Source organism: Nostoc sp. ChiQUE01b, assembly GCF_034531255.1.
Lineage (GTDB): Bacteria > Cyanobacteriota > Cyanobacteriia > Cyanobacteriales > Nostocaceae > Nostoc.
On record NZ_JAVRBM010000039.1, the window covers coordinates 13,337 to 31,099 of the forward strand.

General features: G+C 44.1%; 11 protein-coding genes. 5 read left to right on the forward strand and 6 right to left on the reverse strand.

Features of this window, described 5'->3' with window-relative positions; translation table 11 throughout:
- Positions 1-176: 176 nt before the first annotated feature.
- The 3 genes from RMY63_RS23460 to RMY63_RS23470 all read right to left on the reverse strand — a co-directional run bounded on the left by RMY63_RS23460 (position 177) and on the right by RMY63_RS23470 (position 8,718).
- The gene (locus RMY63_RS23460; RefSeq protein ID WP_322731014.1) at positions 177-2,186 is read right to left on the reverse strand and encodes a DICT sensory domain-containing protein; all 2,010 of its coding nucleotides are present in this window, start codon (positions 2,184-2,186) and stop codon (positions 177-179) included.
- Between the two features lie 240 nt (positions 2,187-2,426).
- Positions 2,427-6,614, reverse strand: a complete 4,188-nt coding sequence (locus RMY63_RS23465; RefSeq protein ID WP_322731015.1) for an AAA-like domain-containing protein — start codon at positions 6,612-6,614, stop codon at positions 2,427-2,429.
- Positions 6,607-8,718: an AAA-like domain-containing protein gene (locus RMY63_RS23470; RefSeq protein ID WP_322731016.1), complete on the reverse strand. Its 2,112-nt coding sequence runs from the start codon at positions 8,716-8,718 to the stop codon at positions 6,607-6,609. The genes RMY63_RS23465 and RMY63_RS23470 overlap by 8 nt, the downstream gene beginning before the upstream one ends.
- A gap of 495 nt (positions 8,719-9,213) precedes the next feature.
- On the opposite strand from RMY63_RS23470, the gene RMY63_RS23475 reads away from it, so the two are divergent.
- The gene (locus RMY63_RS23475) at positions 9,214-11,505 is read left to right on the forward strand and encodes an amylo-alpha-1,6-glucosidase (RefSeq protein ID WP_322731017.1); all 2,292 of its coding nucleotides are present in this window, start codon (positions 9,214-9,216) and stop codon (positions 11,503-11,505) included.
- 116 nt (positions 11,506-11,621) lie between these two features.
- Here the strand turns inward: RMY63_RS23475 and RMY63_RS23480 are convergent, their stop codons facing one another.
- Entirely contained in the window at positions 11,622-12,302 is a 681-nt protein-coding gene (locus tag RMY63_RS23480) for a hypothetical protein (RefSeq protein ID WP_322731018.1), read from the reverse strand.
- A 169-nt stretch (positions 12,303-12,471) separates the two neighbouring features.
- Entirely contained in the window at positions 12,472-12,720 is a 249-nt protein-coding gene (locus RMY63_RS23485; RefSeq protein ID WP_322731019.1) for a RusA family crossover junction endodeoxyribonuclease, read from the reverse strand.
- Positions 12,721-13,206: 486 nt separating this feature from the next.
- Here RMY63_RS23485 and RMY63_RS23490 point away from each other — a divergent pair, with 486 nt between their 5' ends.
- From RMY63_RS23490 to RMY63_RS23505, 4 genes are all read left to right on the forward strand, one after another.
- Positions 13,207-14,265 carry a chlorophyll a/b binding light-harvesting protein gene (locus RMY63_RS23490; protein WP_322731020.1) on the forward strand — a complete coding sequence of 353 codons (1,059 nt, stop codon included), beginning with the start codon at positions 13,207-13,209 and terminating at the stop codon, positions 14,263-14,265.
- An 83-nt stretch (positions 14,266-14,348) separates the two neighbouring features.
- Entirely contained in the window at positions 14,349-15,872 is a 1,524-nt protein-coding gene (locus RMY63_RS23495; protein WP_322731021.1) for a chlorophyll a/b binding light-harvesting protein, read from the forward strand.
- Between the two features lie 433 nt (positions 15,873-16,305).
- Positions 16,306-16,581: a hypothetical protein gene (locus RMY63_RS23500; RefSeq protein ID WP_322731022.1), complete on the forward strand. Its 276-nt coding sequence runs from the start codon at positions 16,306-16,308 to the stop codon at positions 16,579-16,581.
- A gap of 46 nt (positions 16,582-16,627) precedes the next feature.
- Positions 16,628-16,873: a hypothetical protein gene (locus RMY63_RS23505; protein WP_322731023.1), complete on the forward strand. Its 246-nt coding sequence runs from the start codon at positions 16,628-16,630 to the stop codon at positions 16,871-16,873.
- 380 nt (positions 16,874-17,253) lie between these two features.
- On the opposite strand, the gene RMY63_RS23510 is transcribed toward RMY63_RS23505, so the two are convergent.
- Positions 17,254-17,583, reverse strand: a complete 330-nt coding sequence (locus RMY63_RS23510) for a DUF2973 domain-containing protein (protein ID WP_322731024.1) — start codon at positions 17,581-17,583, stop codon at positions 17,254-17,256.
- Positions 17,584-17,763: the final 180 nt, after the last annotated feature.

The following is a 17,763-nucleotide window of genomic DNA, read 5'->3' on the forward strand; positions in this document are numbered from 1 at the left end:
ACTAATGCCCCATGCCCTTCAGGAGTGCTGAGTGCTGTTAGCGGAAGCGGGGCGTTTAGCCCGTGCTGAGTGGGGAATCTCACTTCTTGACTCTTTACTCAGCACTCGGAACTCGAAACTCGGAACTGTTTTGCCCAATGCCCAATGACTAATGACTAATGACAAAGGACTAATACCTATTTACTCTTGACTTTTGTCCGCTTTTCCTCTTGGCTACTTTTAACAATCGGGATGGTGAAGTGAAACTGACTACCCTGGTCTTTGCCAGTTGACTCTGCCCAAATTTGCCCACCCCAGCCATTAACAATTTGACGGCAAATTGCTAAACCAAGTCCAGTTCCGCTAGTGGTGCGGCGCAGCGCTCCCTCTTCTTGATAGAAGCGGTCAAAAACTATTTCTAAACGATTTGGTTCAATGCCGCGTCCAGTGTCAGCGACAGTCACCTCGACCATTTGACGGCTGTTGGAAATCGCTTTAATCGTGATTTCTCCTTGGGGTGGCGTAAATTTCAAAGCATTGTCCATGAGTTTTGCCAGTACCTCGACTAGCCAATCACCGTCAGCTCTGACCAGAGGTAGGTTTTCGGCAATTTGAGTCTTGATTTGGGGCGGCTTTTCTGTTGAGGAACGCGTGCGATTTCGGCTGAGTGCTAAATCCACACATTCTTGTAAGGTGAGAGATTCTGGATGCCATTCCACCCGACCGCTTTCCAAGTTGGAAAGTGTCAGAAAATCTTGTACCAGTTTTCGCATCCGTTCCGAGTCGGAAAGAGCGGTGTTGAGCATGACCTGCTGCAACTCCAAGGGCATATCCGGTTCGCTAGCGAGACTTTCGAGGCACACTTGAATTGTGGATAGGGGGGTACGCAGTTCGTGTCCGGTGATGGCTATCAGGTTGCTGCGGGTGCGATCTAGGGCTTCTAGCTGCTGGTTAAGTTCTTCTAGGTTAGCGTAAGCTTCCGCTTGGATGAGAGCTGCTCCTACTTGGGTAGCGATCGCTTCTACCAAATCCAATTCCCCAGGTTGGCACTCGTGCGGTGGCATTCGGCAGTAATGTAACTCCACAATCCCCAATAATCGCCCCTGATAGAATACTGGTTCCATCAGCCAAGAACGAATGGCAAACTTTTTGGCGATCGTGGAAAGTCCTGGCGATTTGGTAACGCGAGGGTCACTCAGCGTATCGCTGACACAAACACCTTCGCCTTGTTCTACGATGTCCCGAAATAGGGAATTTTTCTCTAACTCCCAGGTTTGCCCACAAACAGATAAAATACCGGGGGTCAAAAACTCGTGTTCAATTATCGCTCGGCTATCTGTGGCTTGAGCGCGGTAAATTAAACAGCGACAAGCTTTTAGGTGTTGCCCTAATTCTTGTGCCGCCACTTGGAGAACTTCGTGAGGATCGAGCGATCGCCGAATGGCAGTACTAATTGAGTTGACTAATCGTTCTTTTCGTGCTTGGGCAGCAATAGAACGGTAGGCTTTGTGCAATTTGTACTGACTAGCTTGTAAATAAGTTACTAAGCGCTGCACAAAGGGATCTGTATCAATGTCACAAGCATATTCGTTTACCTGTTCGGCTCCAGAATAGTTTCGTGGCTCCCCGATGCCAAACCTCTGACGTGCCTGTTGAATTTTACTTGCTAGTTCTGGTCTGTAAACCAAAACCCTATCTAACAGCAATTCGGCTGCTTTGAGGCTAACTCCCCTTTCCGATGTCCAAATTCCCTCAAATCTTCGGGCTGTATCTATATCCAGATTAGGGCTTAGTTCTGGTACTTGCTTGTTTTTGGCAAGAGAACCAAGGTTTTCTCGGCAAACCAGGCAAGTAGCATAATTGTCAGCAATCACTACCAAATGCCACTCTTGACTTAAGCCATCCGTTGGCTCAAAAGCCACTTTTTCGTAGTGTTCCGAACTGTTGGTAAAATCCGTTTCTGGAGCAGATAATACGTATATTTGATTGCTTCGTAAAGCAAGTCGCAGGTAGCGATGAGCTTCTTGGCGGTAGAATCGCTCTCGCTGGAAACTAGCAATTACAAGGGGTTGAGCTAAAGTCGCAGCCAAAACTTGATCTTCCATCGCGTGGGAGAGCGCCGTTAGTGAAGCCTTAAAATATAGCTGGGGCCGCAAGTAGGGGAGGGACTTTAGCAGATCACTCAGCACAAAAGTCGAAATGCTCATGAATTATTGTTAAACGCTCAACCTCGATCAGATTCACGTCACAGCTGCATTGTACAAATTCCAAGGGACTCTCAAGTTAAATAGACAGTTGCAATATGTAAAGAACGCTAAAAAGCGCTTTTCGCCAAAGCAATCGCAACACTTTGTTACCAACTAGGAGGAGTGCGTGCAGTTTCATTTACAAAATTTAACGAATTGCACTCCCCATCTTCAAGGTACTCGTACACTGTAGCTTTCATACTAGGGTGTTAAAGTAGCGATCGCTTCTTGAAATTTTTGCCAGATGAAACCACCAAAGGAATCATCTGTTGACTCACCAGAAGATTGTATTTCTTTGGAAGGTAGATTTGGACAGGTTTTATGATACTGCTGATCGCCAAAAGCTTGCTGCCACTCTTGCGGAGTTAAATTGCGACCTGCTGTGCGACAAGCGATACTGAGCAAGTCATTATTATCGAAATACACTCGCCACAGACGCGCATCACTACTACCACTGAGCAGCCAACGACTATCAGAGCTAAAGGCTAAATTCTCAACACCGCTATCATGTCCGCGTAGAACAATGGGTGCAGCAGTGCTGTCAGTGGGATTCCACAGGCGGATCGTATGGTCTTCACTGGAGGTTGCTAGCCATTGGCTATCAGGGCTGAATTCTACACCAAAAACACGCCCTCGATGTCCAGTCAGCAGATCCGGTTCTTTGGCAAGATTATTCATATCCTGTAACTGCACCTGATAATTCCAAGAACCAGCAGCCAACCACTGACCATCTGGACTGAAGGCAACTTGAGAAACGCGATCAACTGGATTAAACTTAATAATCTTTGGCTTTGCTGAGGGATTGCTAGCGGTGAGATCCCACAGTCTAGCTGTACCGTCCCAGCTTGCTGTTGCTACCCACTTACTATTAGGACTCAATGCTACATCTGAAACGACATCGCAGTGATCAGATAGAGAAATGGGATTGGGATTAGGATTCTTTTTGGTTAAATCCCAAACCAAAGTATTTCTGTCACTGCAACCCGCTATATTACCACCAGTAACCAACCGACGCTCATTTGGACTAAAAGCAAGCGATCGCACTCCATAGTTTTGCGTCTTTAGCACAAAGCTGGGCTCAGTTGGTAGACTGGGCTTTTTCATGTCCCATAATCGCACGGTTCCGTCGTAGCTGCCGGCGGCTAACCATCTACCACTAGAACTGAATGCCATACTCCAGAAACTTGGCCCTTCGAGGATATGTGGCTGTGCAGTAGGATTAGTCATATCCCACAACCGGACAGTCCCATCAGAGCCAGTTGAAGCTAACCATTGCCGATTGGGGCTGAAAGCTAAACTGTAGATATCAGATGTGTGTCCGGCTAGCGAGATAAGTGGACGCAGCAGATCAGTGGCGTTCCACAGTCGAATGATTTTGTCGCCGCCAGCAGATGCTATCCACTTGCCATCAGGGCTGATTGCATTTGCCCGTACTCCTACTCCATCTTTAATCCCCGATAAAACAATTGGGTCATTCAAAACGTTGGAAACTTTCCAAAGTCGGGCTTGAGTATCTTCGCTAGCAGTTGCTAACCATTGCCCCTCCGCGTCAAAAGTCAGGCTATTAACCCATCCTTCATGTCCTTGAAGAACGATAGGTGATATTAAGAGGTCAGTGATATTCCACAACCTAGCTGTTCCGTCTTGACTGGCTGTTGCTAGTCGCTTTCCATCAGGGCTGAAATTTACTCCAACAATAGCAGCGCTATGTCCCCGCAAAATAAAGCGACAAACCGAATAATCTGTGTCAGGCTCACAGTTTGGGGATTTGGGCTGCGAAGAATCTAAACTCCGGATATCCCACAACTTTAAGTCACCGCTACCTGTTGCTAACCAACGACTATCAGGGCTAAAGGCAATGGAATGAATCCACCCATTATTTATACCTATGATCGTGCCTGGGGTAGTAGCTAAGTTTTTAGAGGTTAAATCCCACACTTGCACAGAGTAGGATATACCAGCTGCCAAACGCTTTTCATCAGGACTAAAAGTCAGTCCCCGAATATTATTCTCAGAATATTCACTAGTCTTTAAGATTATGGGTGTGGCAGAGGAGCTAATAGCTGTCATATTCCATAACCGTACATTAATGCTATCTGCTCCAAGGTTATCTGCTTCACCTGTAGCCAACCATCGCCCAGAAGGACTGAAAACGATGTGCCCAATAGGAGTATTGTGTCCCTGTAGTATATATCTGGCAGCAGGCACTTGAGTTGTCAAATCCCAAAGTCTGATGCTGGTGTCTCCACCTCCTGTAGCCAGCCACTTACTATCAGGACTAAATGATAATGCGTTTATTGGATCGGGAATTCTCTGGTTTTTTGTATTTCCGTGTCCTTCCAGGATTAGTGATTTGGTGGCAAAGTTGGGTGCAGTGAGATTCCAAAGTTGAATCTTGGTATTTTTACCGATCGCCGCTAACCATTTTCCATCAGGGCTAATAGCAACAGTCTTTACTTCACCGACATTTCCTAGCAAAACAATGGCGGGTTTATCAGGATTCAGCTTATCCCAAAGCCGCACTTTTCCATCTTTACTTCCTGTCGCTAACCAGTTTCCTTTCGGGCTAAAGGCAACAGCAACTACTGGTTTCTCATGCCCAATCAACGGAGTACCACCAATTTCATCCAGCAATCGACGTAATAATGCAAAATTCTCTGTGGGAGGGAAGACACCCGTTTTCAAAGATTCAACAGCTAGAAGCAGACTGTGCTGAGGGGAAACATCGCGAAAAGCTAGAGCTTTTGATGACAAATCTATTGTAAGTGCTTCTTTCGTTTTTTGTTCAGCAATTAGGCGTTGTTGTGCTTCGGCTTTTTGGGCTGTTTCTGCCTGTTGTCGGCGCTGTTTGGCAACTTTGCTAGCTGCTACTGCAATTAGGCGTTGTTGTGCTTCGGCTTTTTGGGCTGTTTCTGCCTGTTGACGGCGTTGTTCGGCAATTTTTTTGGCATCTACTGCAATCTGGCGTTGTTGTACTATCTCCTGCAAAGCCAACAGAGTTTTCTGACTTTCCTCCTTTGCTCTTACAGCATAATCTCTAGCTGTTTTGGCGTGTTTTAATGCTATTCGGCGTTGTTCGTTTGCATCTCGCCGTTGCTGTTCTGCAAAATCTGCCTGCTTTTCAGCATTCTTAGCGCTCTGCTCCGCTTTCTGACGTTGAACTTCCGCTTTTTGACGTTGTGAATTAGCTTCTTGGCGTTGAACTTCTGCATAAGTTGCGATCGCCGCCATAGCAATTGAAAAGACAAATAAGCTTGTAATCAGAGGCATCGCGGGTTTCAACCGTTGCCACAAGCTTTTAGGTAAATGTTTCTGAATCCAGCGTAAATTGAAAGCCTCACGATAAATTCGGTTCCTTACTAGTAACAGTGCGTTTTCTCGTCGCACAACTCCAGATAGCTTCAGGTGAGACTTGACGAGTGACTGTTCTTCATCAGTTACGAGAGATTTGCTTCGGTAGATTTGAAGATAAGTGTTGAGTACTTCTTGTTCCAACGGATGTGGTGCCCGTTTGGTCAGCATATCTCGCACGAATTGTAAGTTATTGTCTTGTTCGCTAGCTGTGCCCAAGAACTCGCTACCAACAACGCGATCAACTTCGGCTTCCGACCAGTTTGCTTGATGGCGATCGGCGATTATCCGACAAAGACGCTGACTTAAATACGGATGTCCGCCTGTCCATTTCAAAACCCATCGCAACACATTTTGTCCAGTCTCAATGGGTAATCCCAAACCTGCTGCTAGGGGTTGCGCTTCCTCGAAGGTAAAATCTGTCAAATCTACCCGTTGTCCAATATTGAAGGGTGTACGCTTCGGATCGCGGATTAAATCGCCTGGTGTTGCTACACCAATCAAAACAAAAGAAAGACGACGGAATTCGGGATTTGTGGCACGGGCAACCTGAAAATAACGAATTGTTGCGTAAAAATCATCAGTGAAATTTAGGCTGAGGGTAGTATCAATTTCATCAACAAAAATTACTACACAATCATTGATTTCTGTCAATAGTACTTCTACAAAAAATTTTGTCAGCCGTTGTGTGACTCCAAGGTGATAATGTGTTTGCCACCACTGCTCTAGATTAGTTGTCAGCATCAACTGATCAGCGATAACAGTGAGTAATCCTTTATACCATTGTTCCGCAGTTAAATTAACACCCAATTCACCACTGATATCGATAATCACACATTGCACGCCTTCCTCTATCAGTTGTTCTGCCGTCCGGATCATCAGACTAGACTTTCCCAACTGGCGAGGAGTCAGGACATAGGCAAAGGTAGCAGCACGACACAGTGCTAGTAGTTCTGCATCTGCCTGTCGGGGAATATACAACCCCTGTTCATTTGCCTGGACAGTACCGCCAACGGTGTAAATGGTGGGTTCAGCCATACAAATGCTCCCGGAAGTAGTCGGCATAAAGTTGACAGCGCGGCACAACTATGTGACCTTCACGCCGGACTAAACCAGCTGCACTCAATAATCGGGCAATTCGCTCATCTGGACAGGTATTGTTACGAATTGCTTGCAGAAATCCTTGTACTAGGTCTTTTTTTTCGTAGATGCGGAATAGATGATAACGCAGGTGATCGCCAAAGGGGCCGCGATCGCTAATTGCTTGAGCAAACAATTCCTCTACTGAAATCTGCTGACTCGCAACTAGATAAAGCGATCGCCGCACTAAATAAGGATGACCATGCAATAATGCCATCAGTTGGCTTGCTTGCAACCGCGTCAATGGTGAACTATGCCTTTGATTGAGGTCGGCAACTTGTTCTGGTGTAAAATCGTCAAGTAGGAGAACTTCGCCGACATTGAAGGGCGATTGATTCAGGTTGGCAATCAGATGATAGGGTTCGGTAGCAGTCACCAGCGCCAGATCAAATTGTTTCCAAATCCGCTTCGTCGGTAAAGCGCGGTTATTGTGCCAACTGCGTAACATCCCAAAAAAGTCGGAACGAAACTCAGCATCAAACATCCGATCCACTTCATCCATTGCTAGCACCAAGGAACCACCAACTTCTTTGAGGAGATAGGATTCCATATAGCGGGTGCAACGCTGATTGTTACCTGCACCTTGCTGCCAGAATTCTTCAGTTCGATTAGGTATTCCCAGTTGTTCGGTTAAAACTGTACAAAACTGCTGATAAAAAATGTCTGCATTGGTGAGGGTATTTTGGTCAAATAATTGAAAATCCAGGAACGCCACCTGCTTGTTGACTTTCATCGCCGCATCAATCACCCGGATCAACAGCGAACTTTTGCCCATCTGCCGTGGGCCTTTGATTGTTAAAGTGACTCCTCGTCGTCCGATTGTGGCGATCGCGATCGCATCCTGGGGACGCTCAATGTAAAATTGAGACTCTGAGTCCATTGTCCCCTCTGGCATCTCCAGAGGTACTGGTTGAGCAAAGGGAGATGGACGCGGTAAAGATGGTTGTGGCGAAATTTGCAGCAAGTCGGCTTTGGATTGTTCTGTACTGATGGAAAGAGTATCACCTGCGATCGCCCGTTTTAACTCTTCAATTAAATTGGGCATATCTTCATCTTCCTGCCACAATGCCCAGTTGATGCCGTTGAGATAAACACTCAATGGATATTGAAACGGTTCTTGATAGTCCAGACGCACTGGCAAAATTAGGGGATGTCCTCCCTGTTCTTTTGCCAAACTGTATGCTGTGGCAATCTCGGCTTCCACCATCTCACTATGAACAGCTCGTTCGGAGAGAAAAACAATCAAAAAATCTGCTCGACGCAATTCAGCTTCAATCCTTTCTGCCCAAGGCGTACCCACCAGCATCGCTTGATCGATAAACACTTGATGTTGTTGACTAAGTGATTGAAAGACTTGTAGCGCTACTGTTTCATCAGGTTCGGCGTTGCGTTTGTAGCTGATGAAAATGCGACTTTGGGGCGTTGTCAGCACTTTTTCCCCGGATGAAGCTCGTTTTTTGAGTATTGGTGTTGCTGACTCCGGAATACTTTCTAATTCCATCGCAATACAGCCTGACTCAAAGGCATCTTCTAGCGATCGCCCAGCACCTAATCCATCATAAAACCCAACGGCAAATTTAATTGCGGCGTCATCCCCAATTGCCTGATTCATCCCAACTACATAATCAATGTGTTGACAAATTGCTTCTGCTTGCACCTCGCTATAGCAAGCGTTTAATAATACACACTCAACTTTATTTTGGAAAAGCTTGAACAACCGCGCCAAAGATTGAGCGCTAACTAGTTGCATCTTTCCCGCGCCGTCTTCTAAAATTAATCCTTGAGTACCCGCCCCATGTCCCGAAAAATGGACAATTTGTGGCTCATAGTCCAACAAAGCCCGTCGCAAATCGTCAGGGCGTACCGCCCACCGGGAGATAATTTCAAACTGATCTCGCTTGCGTGCCCGTTCTAAGCCTGCTTGAATTTCTCGTACTTCTTCATTTAGGCGTAAATTATCCGTGTCTTTGGGATTAGCTGTGAGAATCAGAATCTTTTTCACAGGGCTATACTCAGGGTATGATGATGTACAGAGGATATATTTTACATCTCCCATACGGGGAGGAAATTGATCTATTTTCCCATAATTAGTTAATTAAATATCATAAATTTGTCTTATCAAAGACCAAAGATATTCAAGACAAAATCGTATAATCACTTAGGGAACAAATGCTGTCTTTACCCAACCAAAACTAGGAATTTCGCGTTTTTGCTGAGTAGACTTATGCCTTGTATATTGAAAAAGTTCAACAACTAAGGAATTATCTCAAAATTCTCAGTTTTCAGTATTGAGTTTAGACTTATACAATATAAATTTATCAATATTTACTTATATGGATTTGAGGGCTGCTATTTTATCAGCAGTACGTAAGAATTATTTTGGCTAGAATGGCTCAAACAAGTTTTAGAAAGAGTCTTTTTTCTGCAAGTTGTGAGGATTAAAGACCTCTACTTCAAATACCACAAAAATATAGACCTGTACACGGAATTTTGGCTAATGACACCGGATACGCTAATCACCCCAGAAAAAATTTTTCTGGATGGAAAAACTTTTATTCCTGCCGAACAATTACCGATCCCGGAGTGGCCTTGTGTTGTGGCTGAAAGATCGCAACCGACACTGACGGTTAAAGATGATGATTTATTTTTTGTGACAGATACTATCGGGAATATTTCTGGCTGTTCCCTCAACGATGGCAATCCCAGTATGGGACTGTTTTGTTGTGATACGAGATTTCTGAATCGCTTGGAGTTACAAATTGAAGGGCGATCGCCTGTACTCCTCAGTAGTACTGCCGAAAAAGGGTTTTCACTCTCAGTTTTGTGTACTACCCCCAGAATCGACGATCGTCTGAAAGCCGAGACTATCGGAATTCGCCGAGAAATTGTGCTGAATGGAGCATTATTTGAAGAAATAGAAGTATCTAACTACAGCACAACCACTGTCAATTTTGAACTAACCATCAGCTTTGATGCGGATTTTGTTGATTTATTTGAAGTCCGGGGCTATGACAGAGAAAAACGAGGTCGGCTTTTACGCCTAGTAGAACCGACGACTGAGGAAGGAACATCTTCTCACATTGATGGTGTTGCACCAGTGTCTAAAGAGCCATCTGCCTATAGAGAAGAATCTTTAACACTTGCCTATCAAGGTTTGGATGGCTCGGTGATGGAATCCCGGATTCTATTCCAGCATCGGCAACCAGACTATTTCAAGGGTTACACTGCGGTTTGGCAGCTTGAGCTGGCTTCTCACGAAACTCAAAAACTGGGCTACCGAGTGAATATGTTGAGAAACAACCAGTCCAGTTCAACCGTGAGCGCCGCCACCACATTAGGACAGGCAAAAGCTGCTGAGTGGATGGAGGAACAACACTGGGTACAACAAATTACCCGCATTAGCTCAGATAAAAGTACCTTCAATCGAGTGATTGAGCGGGCTGAACAAGATATGTATTTGTTGCGCCAGTCTTTTGGTAAGCATAAGACTGTTTCCGCTGGAGTACCTTGGTTTTCAACATTATTTGGGCGAGATTCGCTGATTACAGCTTCTCAAAGCCTGATGTTAAACTCGCAAATAGCTAAGGAAACCCTGGTATTACTGGCGACATACCAAGGTAAAATAGACGACGAATGGCGCGAAGAAGAACCGGGTAAGATTTTGCACGAGTTACGTTTGGGAGAAATGGCTCGTTGTCAAGAAATTCCCCATACACCTTACTACGGTACAGTTGATGCTACTCCCTTGTGGCTGATGCTCTATGCCGAACATTATGCTTGGACTTACGATCAAGAACTCTTAGAGCAACTTTGGCCCAATGCTCTAGCTGCAATGGAGTGGATCGATCGCAATACCAAACAAAACAGTTACCTCAGCTACTTCCGTAAATCCAAACGTGGTCTTGTTAACCAAGGTTGGAAAGATTCTGGCGACTGTATCGTAGACCACAAGGGAGAATTAGCCAACGGGCCAATTGCCCTCTGTGAGGTGCAAGCTTACGTCTATGCTGCAAAAATACGCCTAGCAGAAATAGCTAGGATGAAGAAGCGGCTTGATTTGGCAGATCGTTGGCAAGAGGAGGCCAGAAATCTTAAGGTTCGTTTTAATCGAGATTTTTGGGTGGAAAATCAAGATTTCTGCGCCCTGGCTTTGGATGGAGAAGGCAAGCCAGTAGACAGTATTACCTCAAATCCTGGTCATTGTCTGCATTTGGGACTGTTCACAGACGAAAAAGCTCATAGTGTAGCAGAACGGTTGCGGGCGCCAGATATGTTTAATGGTTGGGGCATTCGGACTCTAAGTAGTTTGTCACCTGCTTATAATCCGATGGGTTATCACATTGGTTCAGTTTGGCCCCATGATAACGCTCTGATTGCAATGGGATTGCGATCGCTCGGTCTTATCGATCAAGCCCTAGAAATATTCCAAGGTTTATTCGACATGACTCAGCAGCAACCCTATCAACGTCCTCCAGAACTTTTCTGCGGCTACGAACGGAACGGTGATAATGCCCCTGTGCAGTATCCGGTTGCTTGCACTCCCCAAGCTTGGGCTACGGGTAGTATTTTCCAACTACTGCAAATGATGGTCAACTTGGTGCCTGATGCTCAAAATAACTGCTTGCGAATCATCGACCCCGCTTTGCCAGAATCGATTAATCGCCTATCATTTCATAATTTGCGAGTCGGCCCCACCATCCTCGATTTGGAATTTGAGCGTTCTGGGACTACGACTGCTTGTCGCGTTGCGAAAAAACGGGGCAATCTGCGGGTAGTTATTGAAGCATAGGAAGGGAGTAGGGAGTAGGGAATTTACTACTCCCTATTTTAGGCTGATATGCTTGGTGCGTAGGCATAGCCCGTCGTAGACATCGCTCAGTGCCATCCACTCCAACCAACGCAGTGTTAGCCTGTTTCATCGCCAGTGTGTAGAGTTTTCAAGAGTTGCTCTGTAAGCTCTATCAATTCATATATAGAATTTTGCGTAATTGGTGTAGTTTTAAAGCCATGAGCAATAGAATTACGTAATGGCAATGCATTCATTAGTACCTGATACTCAGATTTGGAAATTACACCTTCAGTTGCTAATTGCTTTACTAAGTAGTGTGGATCAAATCTTTCTAAACTTAGCTCTTCCTTTTGGGCAATAAGTCTCAAAGTTGCTTCTAGCAAAGACCAGGAATATAGGATAGCTGATTCTGGATGTTGCATTGTAAGTTGCCTTGCTACTTGCAACTCTGATTTTATTTCATGTTCTTGAAGAGAAGCCTCAGCTTTGAAAGAATACGTTGTATCCTCCGGGTTGGTCATTACTAATTCAAATCTCCAACCAGGATGTTTTTCTACCGCTTGAGCTAAATTACGCAAGTATTGATTAGAAGGAGAGCTAAGTGAGGAACGTGACTTGACTTCAATAACTACATTTTCTTCTCCCCGACGTACTATCATGTCAGGGCGATAGTGATTAAGGAAGTCAGGCAGGTCTTCTGGATTTGGATGAAAAAAAACTTCATAACCTTTTTCACGATACTCCTCTCCTAATTTCAGCAATCGCTCTCTTTCTAAGTTTGCGGTTGGAGTTTCCATCAAATAATTACCTCCTGGTTAGGAGCATCAATTACAACAATATGTAAGAACTCATTGCCACGGGCAAAACCTTCCGCCAATGTCGAGGTCATGTTTTCTATTCTAAAGTTACCTGACAAATTCCTCTTTCTAACTAGGAGATCGCTTACTTGATTATCATCGACGTAGGCTAATCCTTTCCTTTAATTGCATCTTGAATAGGCTTCACTATATTGTCTATATCTATTTGAACAAAATCATAGAAATAGGTTATTTGGAGCATAACCAACCCAGTAGCTGTTTTTTGTTCCGAAGACCAGTATTTTTCAGCCTCTTGTCGTACTGTCTTTTTCCAATCTTGAAGCCGATTACCCTTACCACGCTTACGAGCCTGTTGTGATACTGGTCGCCCATTTACTATGAACTCAAATCTGGTCAATGCACTTCTAAATAATAGATTACAGGTTATTCTATGCTAGTAACCTGCAACACAATCAAATAATTGCCGCTACTCATTGCCGTTACTAACTGTTGCTGTGTTGCCCAGTAGCTTCGCTGAGTGCTTCACGAATCATCTCATCACTCACACCGCTGGGGGAGCAAGCGCAATACTCTGCGACAAGCGTTGCGGAACATGGGTATGAACGCGAGTGCGTCTCGTTCGTTGGCGCAGCCTCTCCAAGAGTTGAGAAGCCCCGCCCATAAGAGGGCGCTCTCTTATGGGCAAAGTACAAGCTCCGTTTCAGTCTCTCTCCCCTGCTCCCCGCTCCCCTGCCTCTTTTGACACCAAACGTATTGAGATATTAAATAATTTTCTATTTGGGTTCAAAATTATTAATGAGATTTACTTTCATTAATTTAGATTTTAGTGTAGACTCGTTTTGGAAGACTATTGAGAAACTTAATCAATAATTTAGAGGGTAAAATGACAATTTCCACAAGTCCTCTGTCGGTGGAGCAAGACCTTGCCGACTCGCCTTGGTGGGCTGGTAATGCAAGGCTCACCAGCTTATCGGGGAAACTACTAGGCGCTCACGTAGCTCATTCTGGTCTGATCGTTTTTTGGGCAGGAGCTATGACTCTATTTGAGCTAGCCCACTTTAATCCAGCAGAACCGATGTACTCGCAAGGCTTAATTTTGCTACCTCATCTAGCTACTGAAGGTTGGGGTGTTGGTGCAAATGGTGCAGTCGTGGATACTTATCCCTACTTTGTAATTGGAGCTTTGCATCTAATTTCCTCAGCCTTTTTGGGTTTTGGAGGAATCTTTCATTCCCTGCGTGGCCCCGAAAAATTGGAAGGTAGAGTTCCTTTCTTTGGCTACGACTGGTCAGACACGGGTAAAATGACCACAATCCTTGGTATACATCTGGTTTTACTAGGCTGTGGTGCATTCTTGTTAGTCGCTAAAGCAATGTACTTTGGTGGTTTGTACGACCCAAATGTTGAAAATGTGCGGGTAATTACAAATCCGACATTAAACCCAGCCGTCATTTTTGGTTATCTGTTTGGCGCAATTAGTAAATTTTGGATTGCTGGCGTTGACAACCTAGAAGACGTGGTTGGCGGACATATTTGGGTTGGTGCGATATTGATTATTGGTGGACTTTTCCACATAGCAACTAAGCCCTTTACCTGGACGCATCCACTATTTGTTTGGTCTGGAGAAGCTTATCTCTCATACAGTCTGGGCGCTTTGGCACTGATGGGTTTTATTGCAACTCTGTTTGTATCGGTAAACACCACTGTTTATCCTGAAGTTTTTTATGGGCCGGCGCTTGTAGTTAGACAGAATATCGTGCCGTACTTTTCATCACCTGACTCTGACCTTGTAACTGCTCGGACTTGGTTAGCTAATGCCCATTTTTGGTTAGCTTTCTTCTTTCTCCAAGGTCATATCTGGCACGCCTTGCGGGCGCGTGGGTTCGATTTTCGCAAAGGTAGGGTGAGTCAGGAGGCGGTAATTCCGCAACCAATTAGCTAAATTCAATTTAATGCAATCAATTTGCAATTGTCTAGAAGTACAAGCACAACAATATTGCTAAATATTCTCAAGGAGTTTTGGAAATGACAGCAGTAATTGAAGATAGCCCATATAAGCAACAGATACCTGATGTTGGTTGGTGGGCAGGTAACTTTCGTCTCACTAATTTATCGGGAAAATTACTAGGCGCTCATGTTGCCCATTCTGCATTGATTTTGTTATGGGCTGGAGGGATGACGCTGTTTGAATTGTCGCGCTTCAACCCTAATGAGCCAATGTATGAGCAAGGCTTAATTTTGCTACCTCATCTAGCGACTCTCGGTTTGGGTGTCGGTACTGGTGGGCAAGTTATTAGCACCTATCCCTACTTTGTAATCAGCGTCTTACATCTGATACCTTCAGTGATTCTGGCAGCCGGTGGTATTTATCACTCTCTGCTGGGGCCAGAGGTATTACAAGATAATCCCACTTGGGCTGGATTTTTTGGCTATGACTGGAAAGATAAGGACAAGATGACAACCATCTTGGGCATTCACCTAACGCTTTTAGGTTTGGGTGCTTTGGCTTTAGTTGCTAAGGCGGTGTTTTGGGGTGGACTGTTTGATCCTTGGGCTGCTGGCGGTGGAGATGTCAGGATAATCAATCATCCGACACTTAACCCATTGCGCATCTTTGGCTACCTATTTGGGGCTTGGGGGTCAGAGGGATTGGCTGCTGTTGATAACTTGGAAGATGTTGTTGGCGGTCACATCTGGGTTGGTTTGATGTTAATTGGCGGTGGTATTTTCCACATCTTGACTAAGCCATTTGCTTGGGCACGCCGAGTTTTGATTTACTCAGGGGAAGCGTATTTATCTTACAGCATTGGTGCTGTAGCATACATGGGCTTTTTAGCAGCATACTTTGCATCAGTTAATAACACCGTCTATCCCGAAGTTTTTTATGGCCCAATTAAAGCTATAGAAACTTCTGCTGGTATAGTTTCTGCTCGTGGTTGGTTGGTAACTTTCCATTTTGTCCTAGCGCTGATATTTCTGTTAGGTCACATTTGGCACGCTCTCCGCGCTCGTGCGATCGCAGGCGGGTTTGATTTTCAAAATGGTGATATGGTTCAGCCTCCACGTGTAGAGCGCCAAACGAGTAATCAAGTAACCGTAGTCAATTCTTCCGATCTGACGCTGAAGTTTCTGAAATACTTGCCACTTTACCGCCCTGGTATATCTGCTTTGTGGCGGGGATTAGAAATTGGCATGGCTCATGGTTACTGGCTAGTTGGCCCCTTTGCGACATTAGGTTCATTAGGTTTATTACGCAATTCTAATCTGGGCAGCTTGGTTGGTTTACTAGCCACAGGTAGTTTGATTATCATCCTGACAATTGGTTTTTCGCTTTATGGCACTACTAGCTACGAAAGACAGCAAGAAATCTATTCACGACCGGTTTCGGTTGCAACAGTTGCCAAAGTGCCACAGAGCATCAATACTGTCGCCGAATGGAGTCAATTTACCGAGGGCTTTTTGATTGGTGGAATTGGTGGAGCAATCTTCGCTTATCTGCTGTTGACTAGTATTGCTTTATTCGGTGCGATCGCAATTAACTCGATTTAATCATCTAGTGATTTAGTACCCATGATGTAAAGACGTAGCATTCTACGTCTTTACAATAAAGTATCTTAGAGCAAGACTTAGATTGCTCGCTCTCGCCTCACTCCTTGTTTAAACGGCTACACGTGCCGATCTATCCTGTAACTTTACCTTTAAGAACGCCAGGTTCTGCAAGGAAGGCGAGGCGATCGCTATTGGAAATCTGAGCTAAGTTCTTCCTTGATGTGTTGGCGTTTACAGATTAAGTTTGGCATTCTTGGCACTCATTGCCTCAAATTAATAATTAGATTGCTTAGGCAATGACATATTGATTCATGTCTACCTACTGACTTAGTTAATTTAGTTTCACTCAACACCAGCTAAATAATATTTCCTGCCTGCGGTTAAAAGCAGTTGACTGCGGGCACTTTATTTCTAATCTTTAGGAGGATAACTTATGCTGGCTACAATTTTTTGTGCTTCATTTGCTTGCGCCACTTTGATTTTTTTTATTTTGAGTATCTGGTTTACCTTAAAACAAGGAATAAATTATTTAAAAAAGCTACATCAAATTCCTTGTCATGCTTGTGAATATTTCACTAACGACTATCGCCTTAAGTGTACTGTACATCCAATTAAAGCTTGCTCTGAGGAAGCGTTCGGCTGTCTGGACTTTGAACCTAAAACTTCTTTGTGTAATGCTTGTCAAAAGGGTCGACAAAAGCTTTGTTAAAATTTTCCAATTAGATAATTTCTAATCCGTAATACTCTAAATACTTATGAACCAACAATCTGATTTGCTATCCGAACTATGTGATTTTCTATATCCTCGTAGTCCATATTATGGGCAATTTAAACCAGAGTATCTAGTATTTAACGCTAATCTTCAAGATTTTTCTCAACGGGTAAACTACATTTGCAGCCTCCAAACGAGTGGTAAACTTTCCCCAGAAGAGGCTTACAAACAAATTCACATTCTCTGGAGACAGTTGAAAAATGCCAAAAAAGAATTGAAAATTCGTTAAATAGAAACAGTATTACCCTTAAGTCGCTCAAGATTATCTCTGAGTCTTTGTTTCGATCTAAGAGGGTGTAAACTGATGATACAAGCGTAAATTTACTTCACGGCGACGACCAATGGGTTGTGAAGAAAGGAAGCAAAGGCTCTATAATTACCCATTCTGCATCATTTACATCACTTGGATAAGCTTTGCGTGTCATTGTTTAGACCACTACTCTATTGCTTCAAAATCAATTTTCATTTCTAGCGATCGCCTTACGCCTTACTTTTATCTCTTTACATTTCTTTAGAGACAGCCTTTTAAGGATGTAAAAATAACAATAATTTACACCCAAACTACTAACAGACGCGATTAATCGCGTCTCTACTCCTGACTTTTATTTGTTATGCTTCTTCGGAATTTTCTCTTTTATGTCCTGGGGATGCTTCGTAAAGTGCATCAAGATGTTGACGCGCATCTTCAACGTTAATTGAACGCATTACCAAAAGTGGCTCTTTAATTAAGTTTCCAGCGCTATCTAATAACTCTGGATGGGGTACAAACTGTTTTTTTGACGAATAATAACCATAGTTGCCTTGATTATTTATTGGCGAGGAATTCGTCGGGTAAGTTCGCTCGCGATCGAAACTGAACATAATCAGGTTACGAATTAAGTTGCCAACAGCTATAAATGCAAGGATTGTAAAAGCAAGAATGTAAAGCAGATGTAACATTGGATTTTCCTCCAGAACAGCAATTTTTAAAACTTTATTTTGTAACGCTTTGTTTCGCCGATACCGTGACTCACAGTTAAGACGAATATTCTACGCGCTTTTCATGCGCTTACATTTATATGGAGCTATTTGTCAACCGTTATTCCACTTACGGTAGCATAGGATACATTCTTTTGGTCA

Excerpts from the sequence above, each read along its gene's own strand:
- RMY63_RS23460 (WP_322731014.1), bottom strand. The coding sequence starts at position 2,186 with ATGAGCATTTCGACTTTTGTGCTGAGTGATCTGCTAAAGTCCCTCCCC.
- RMY63_RS23465 (WP_322731015.1), bottom strand. The coding sequence starts at position 6,614 with ATGGCTGAACCCACCATTTACACCGTTGGCGGTACTGTCCAGGCAAAT.
- RMY63_RS23475 (WP_322731017.1), top strand. The coding sequence starts at position 9,214 with ATGACACCGGATACGCTAATCACCCCAGAAAAAATTTTTCTGGATGGA.
- RMY63_RS23480 (WP_322731018.1), bottom strand. The coding sequence starts at position 12,302 with ATGGAAACTCCAACCGCAAACTTAGAAAGAGAGCGATTGCTGAAATTA.
- RMY63_RS23490 (WP_322731020.1), top strand. The coding sequence starts at position 13,207 with ATGACAATTTCCACAAGTCCTCTGTCGGTGGAGCAAGACCTTGCCGAC.
- RMY63_RS23495 (WP_322731021.1), top strand. The coding sequence starts at position 14,349 with ATGACAGCAGTAATTGAAGATAGCCCATATAAGCAACAGATACCTGAT.
- RMY63_RS23500 (WP_322731022.1), top strand. The coding sequence starts at position 16,306 with ATGCTGGCTACAATTTTTTGTGCTTCATTTGCTTGCGCCACTTTGATT.
- RMY63_RS23505 (WP_322731023.1), top strand. The coding sequence starts at position 16,628 with ATGAACCAACAATCTGATTTGCTATCCGAACTATGTGATTTTCTATAT.
- RMY63_RS23510 (WP_322731024.1), bottom strand. The coding sequence starts at position 17,583 with ATGTTACATCTGCTTTACATTCTTGCTTTTACAATCCTTGCATTTATA.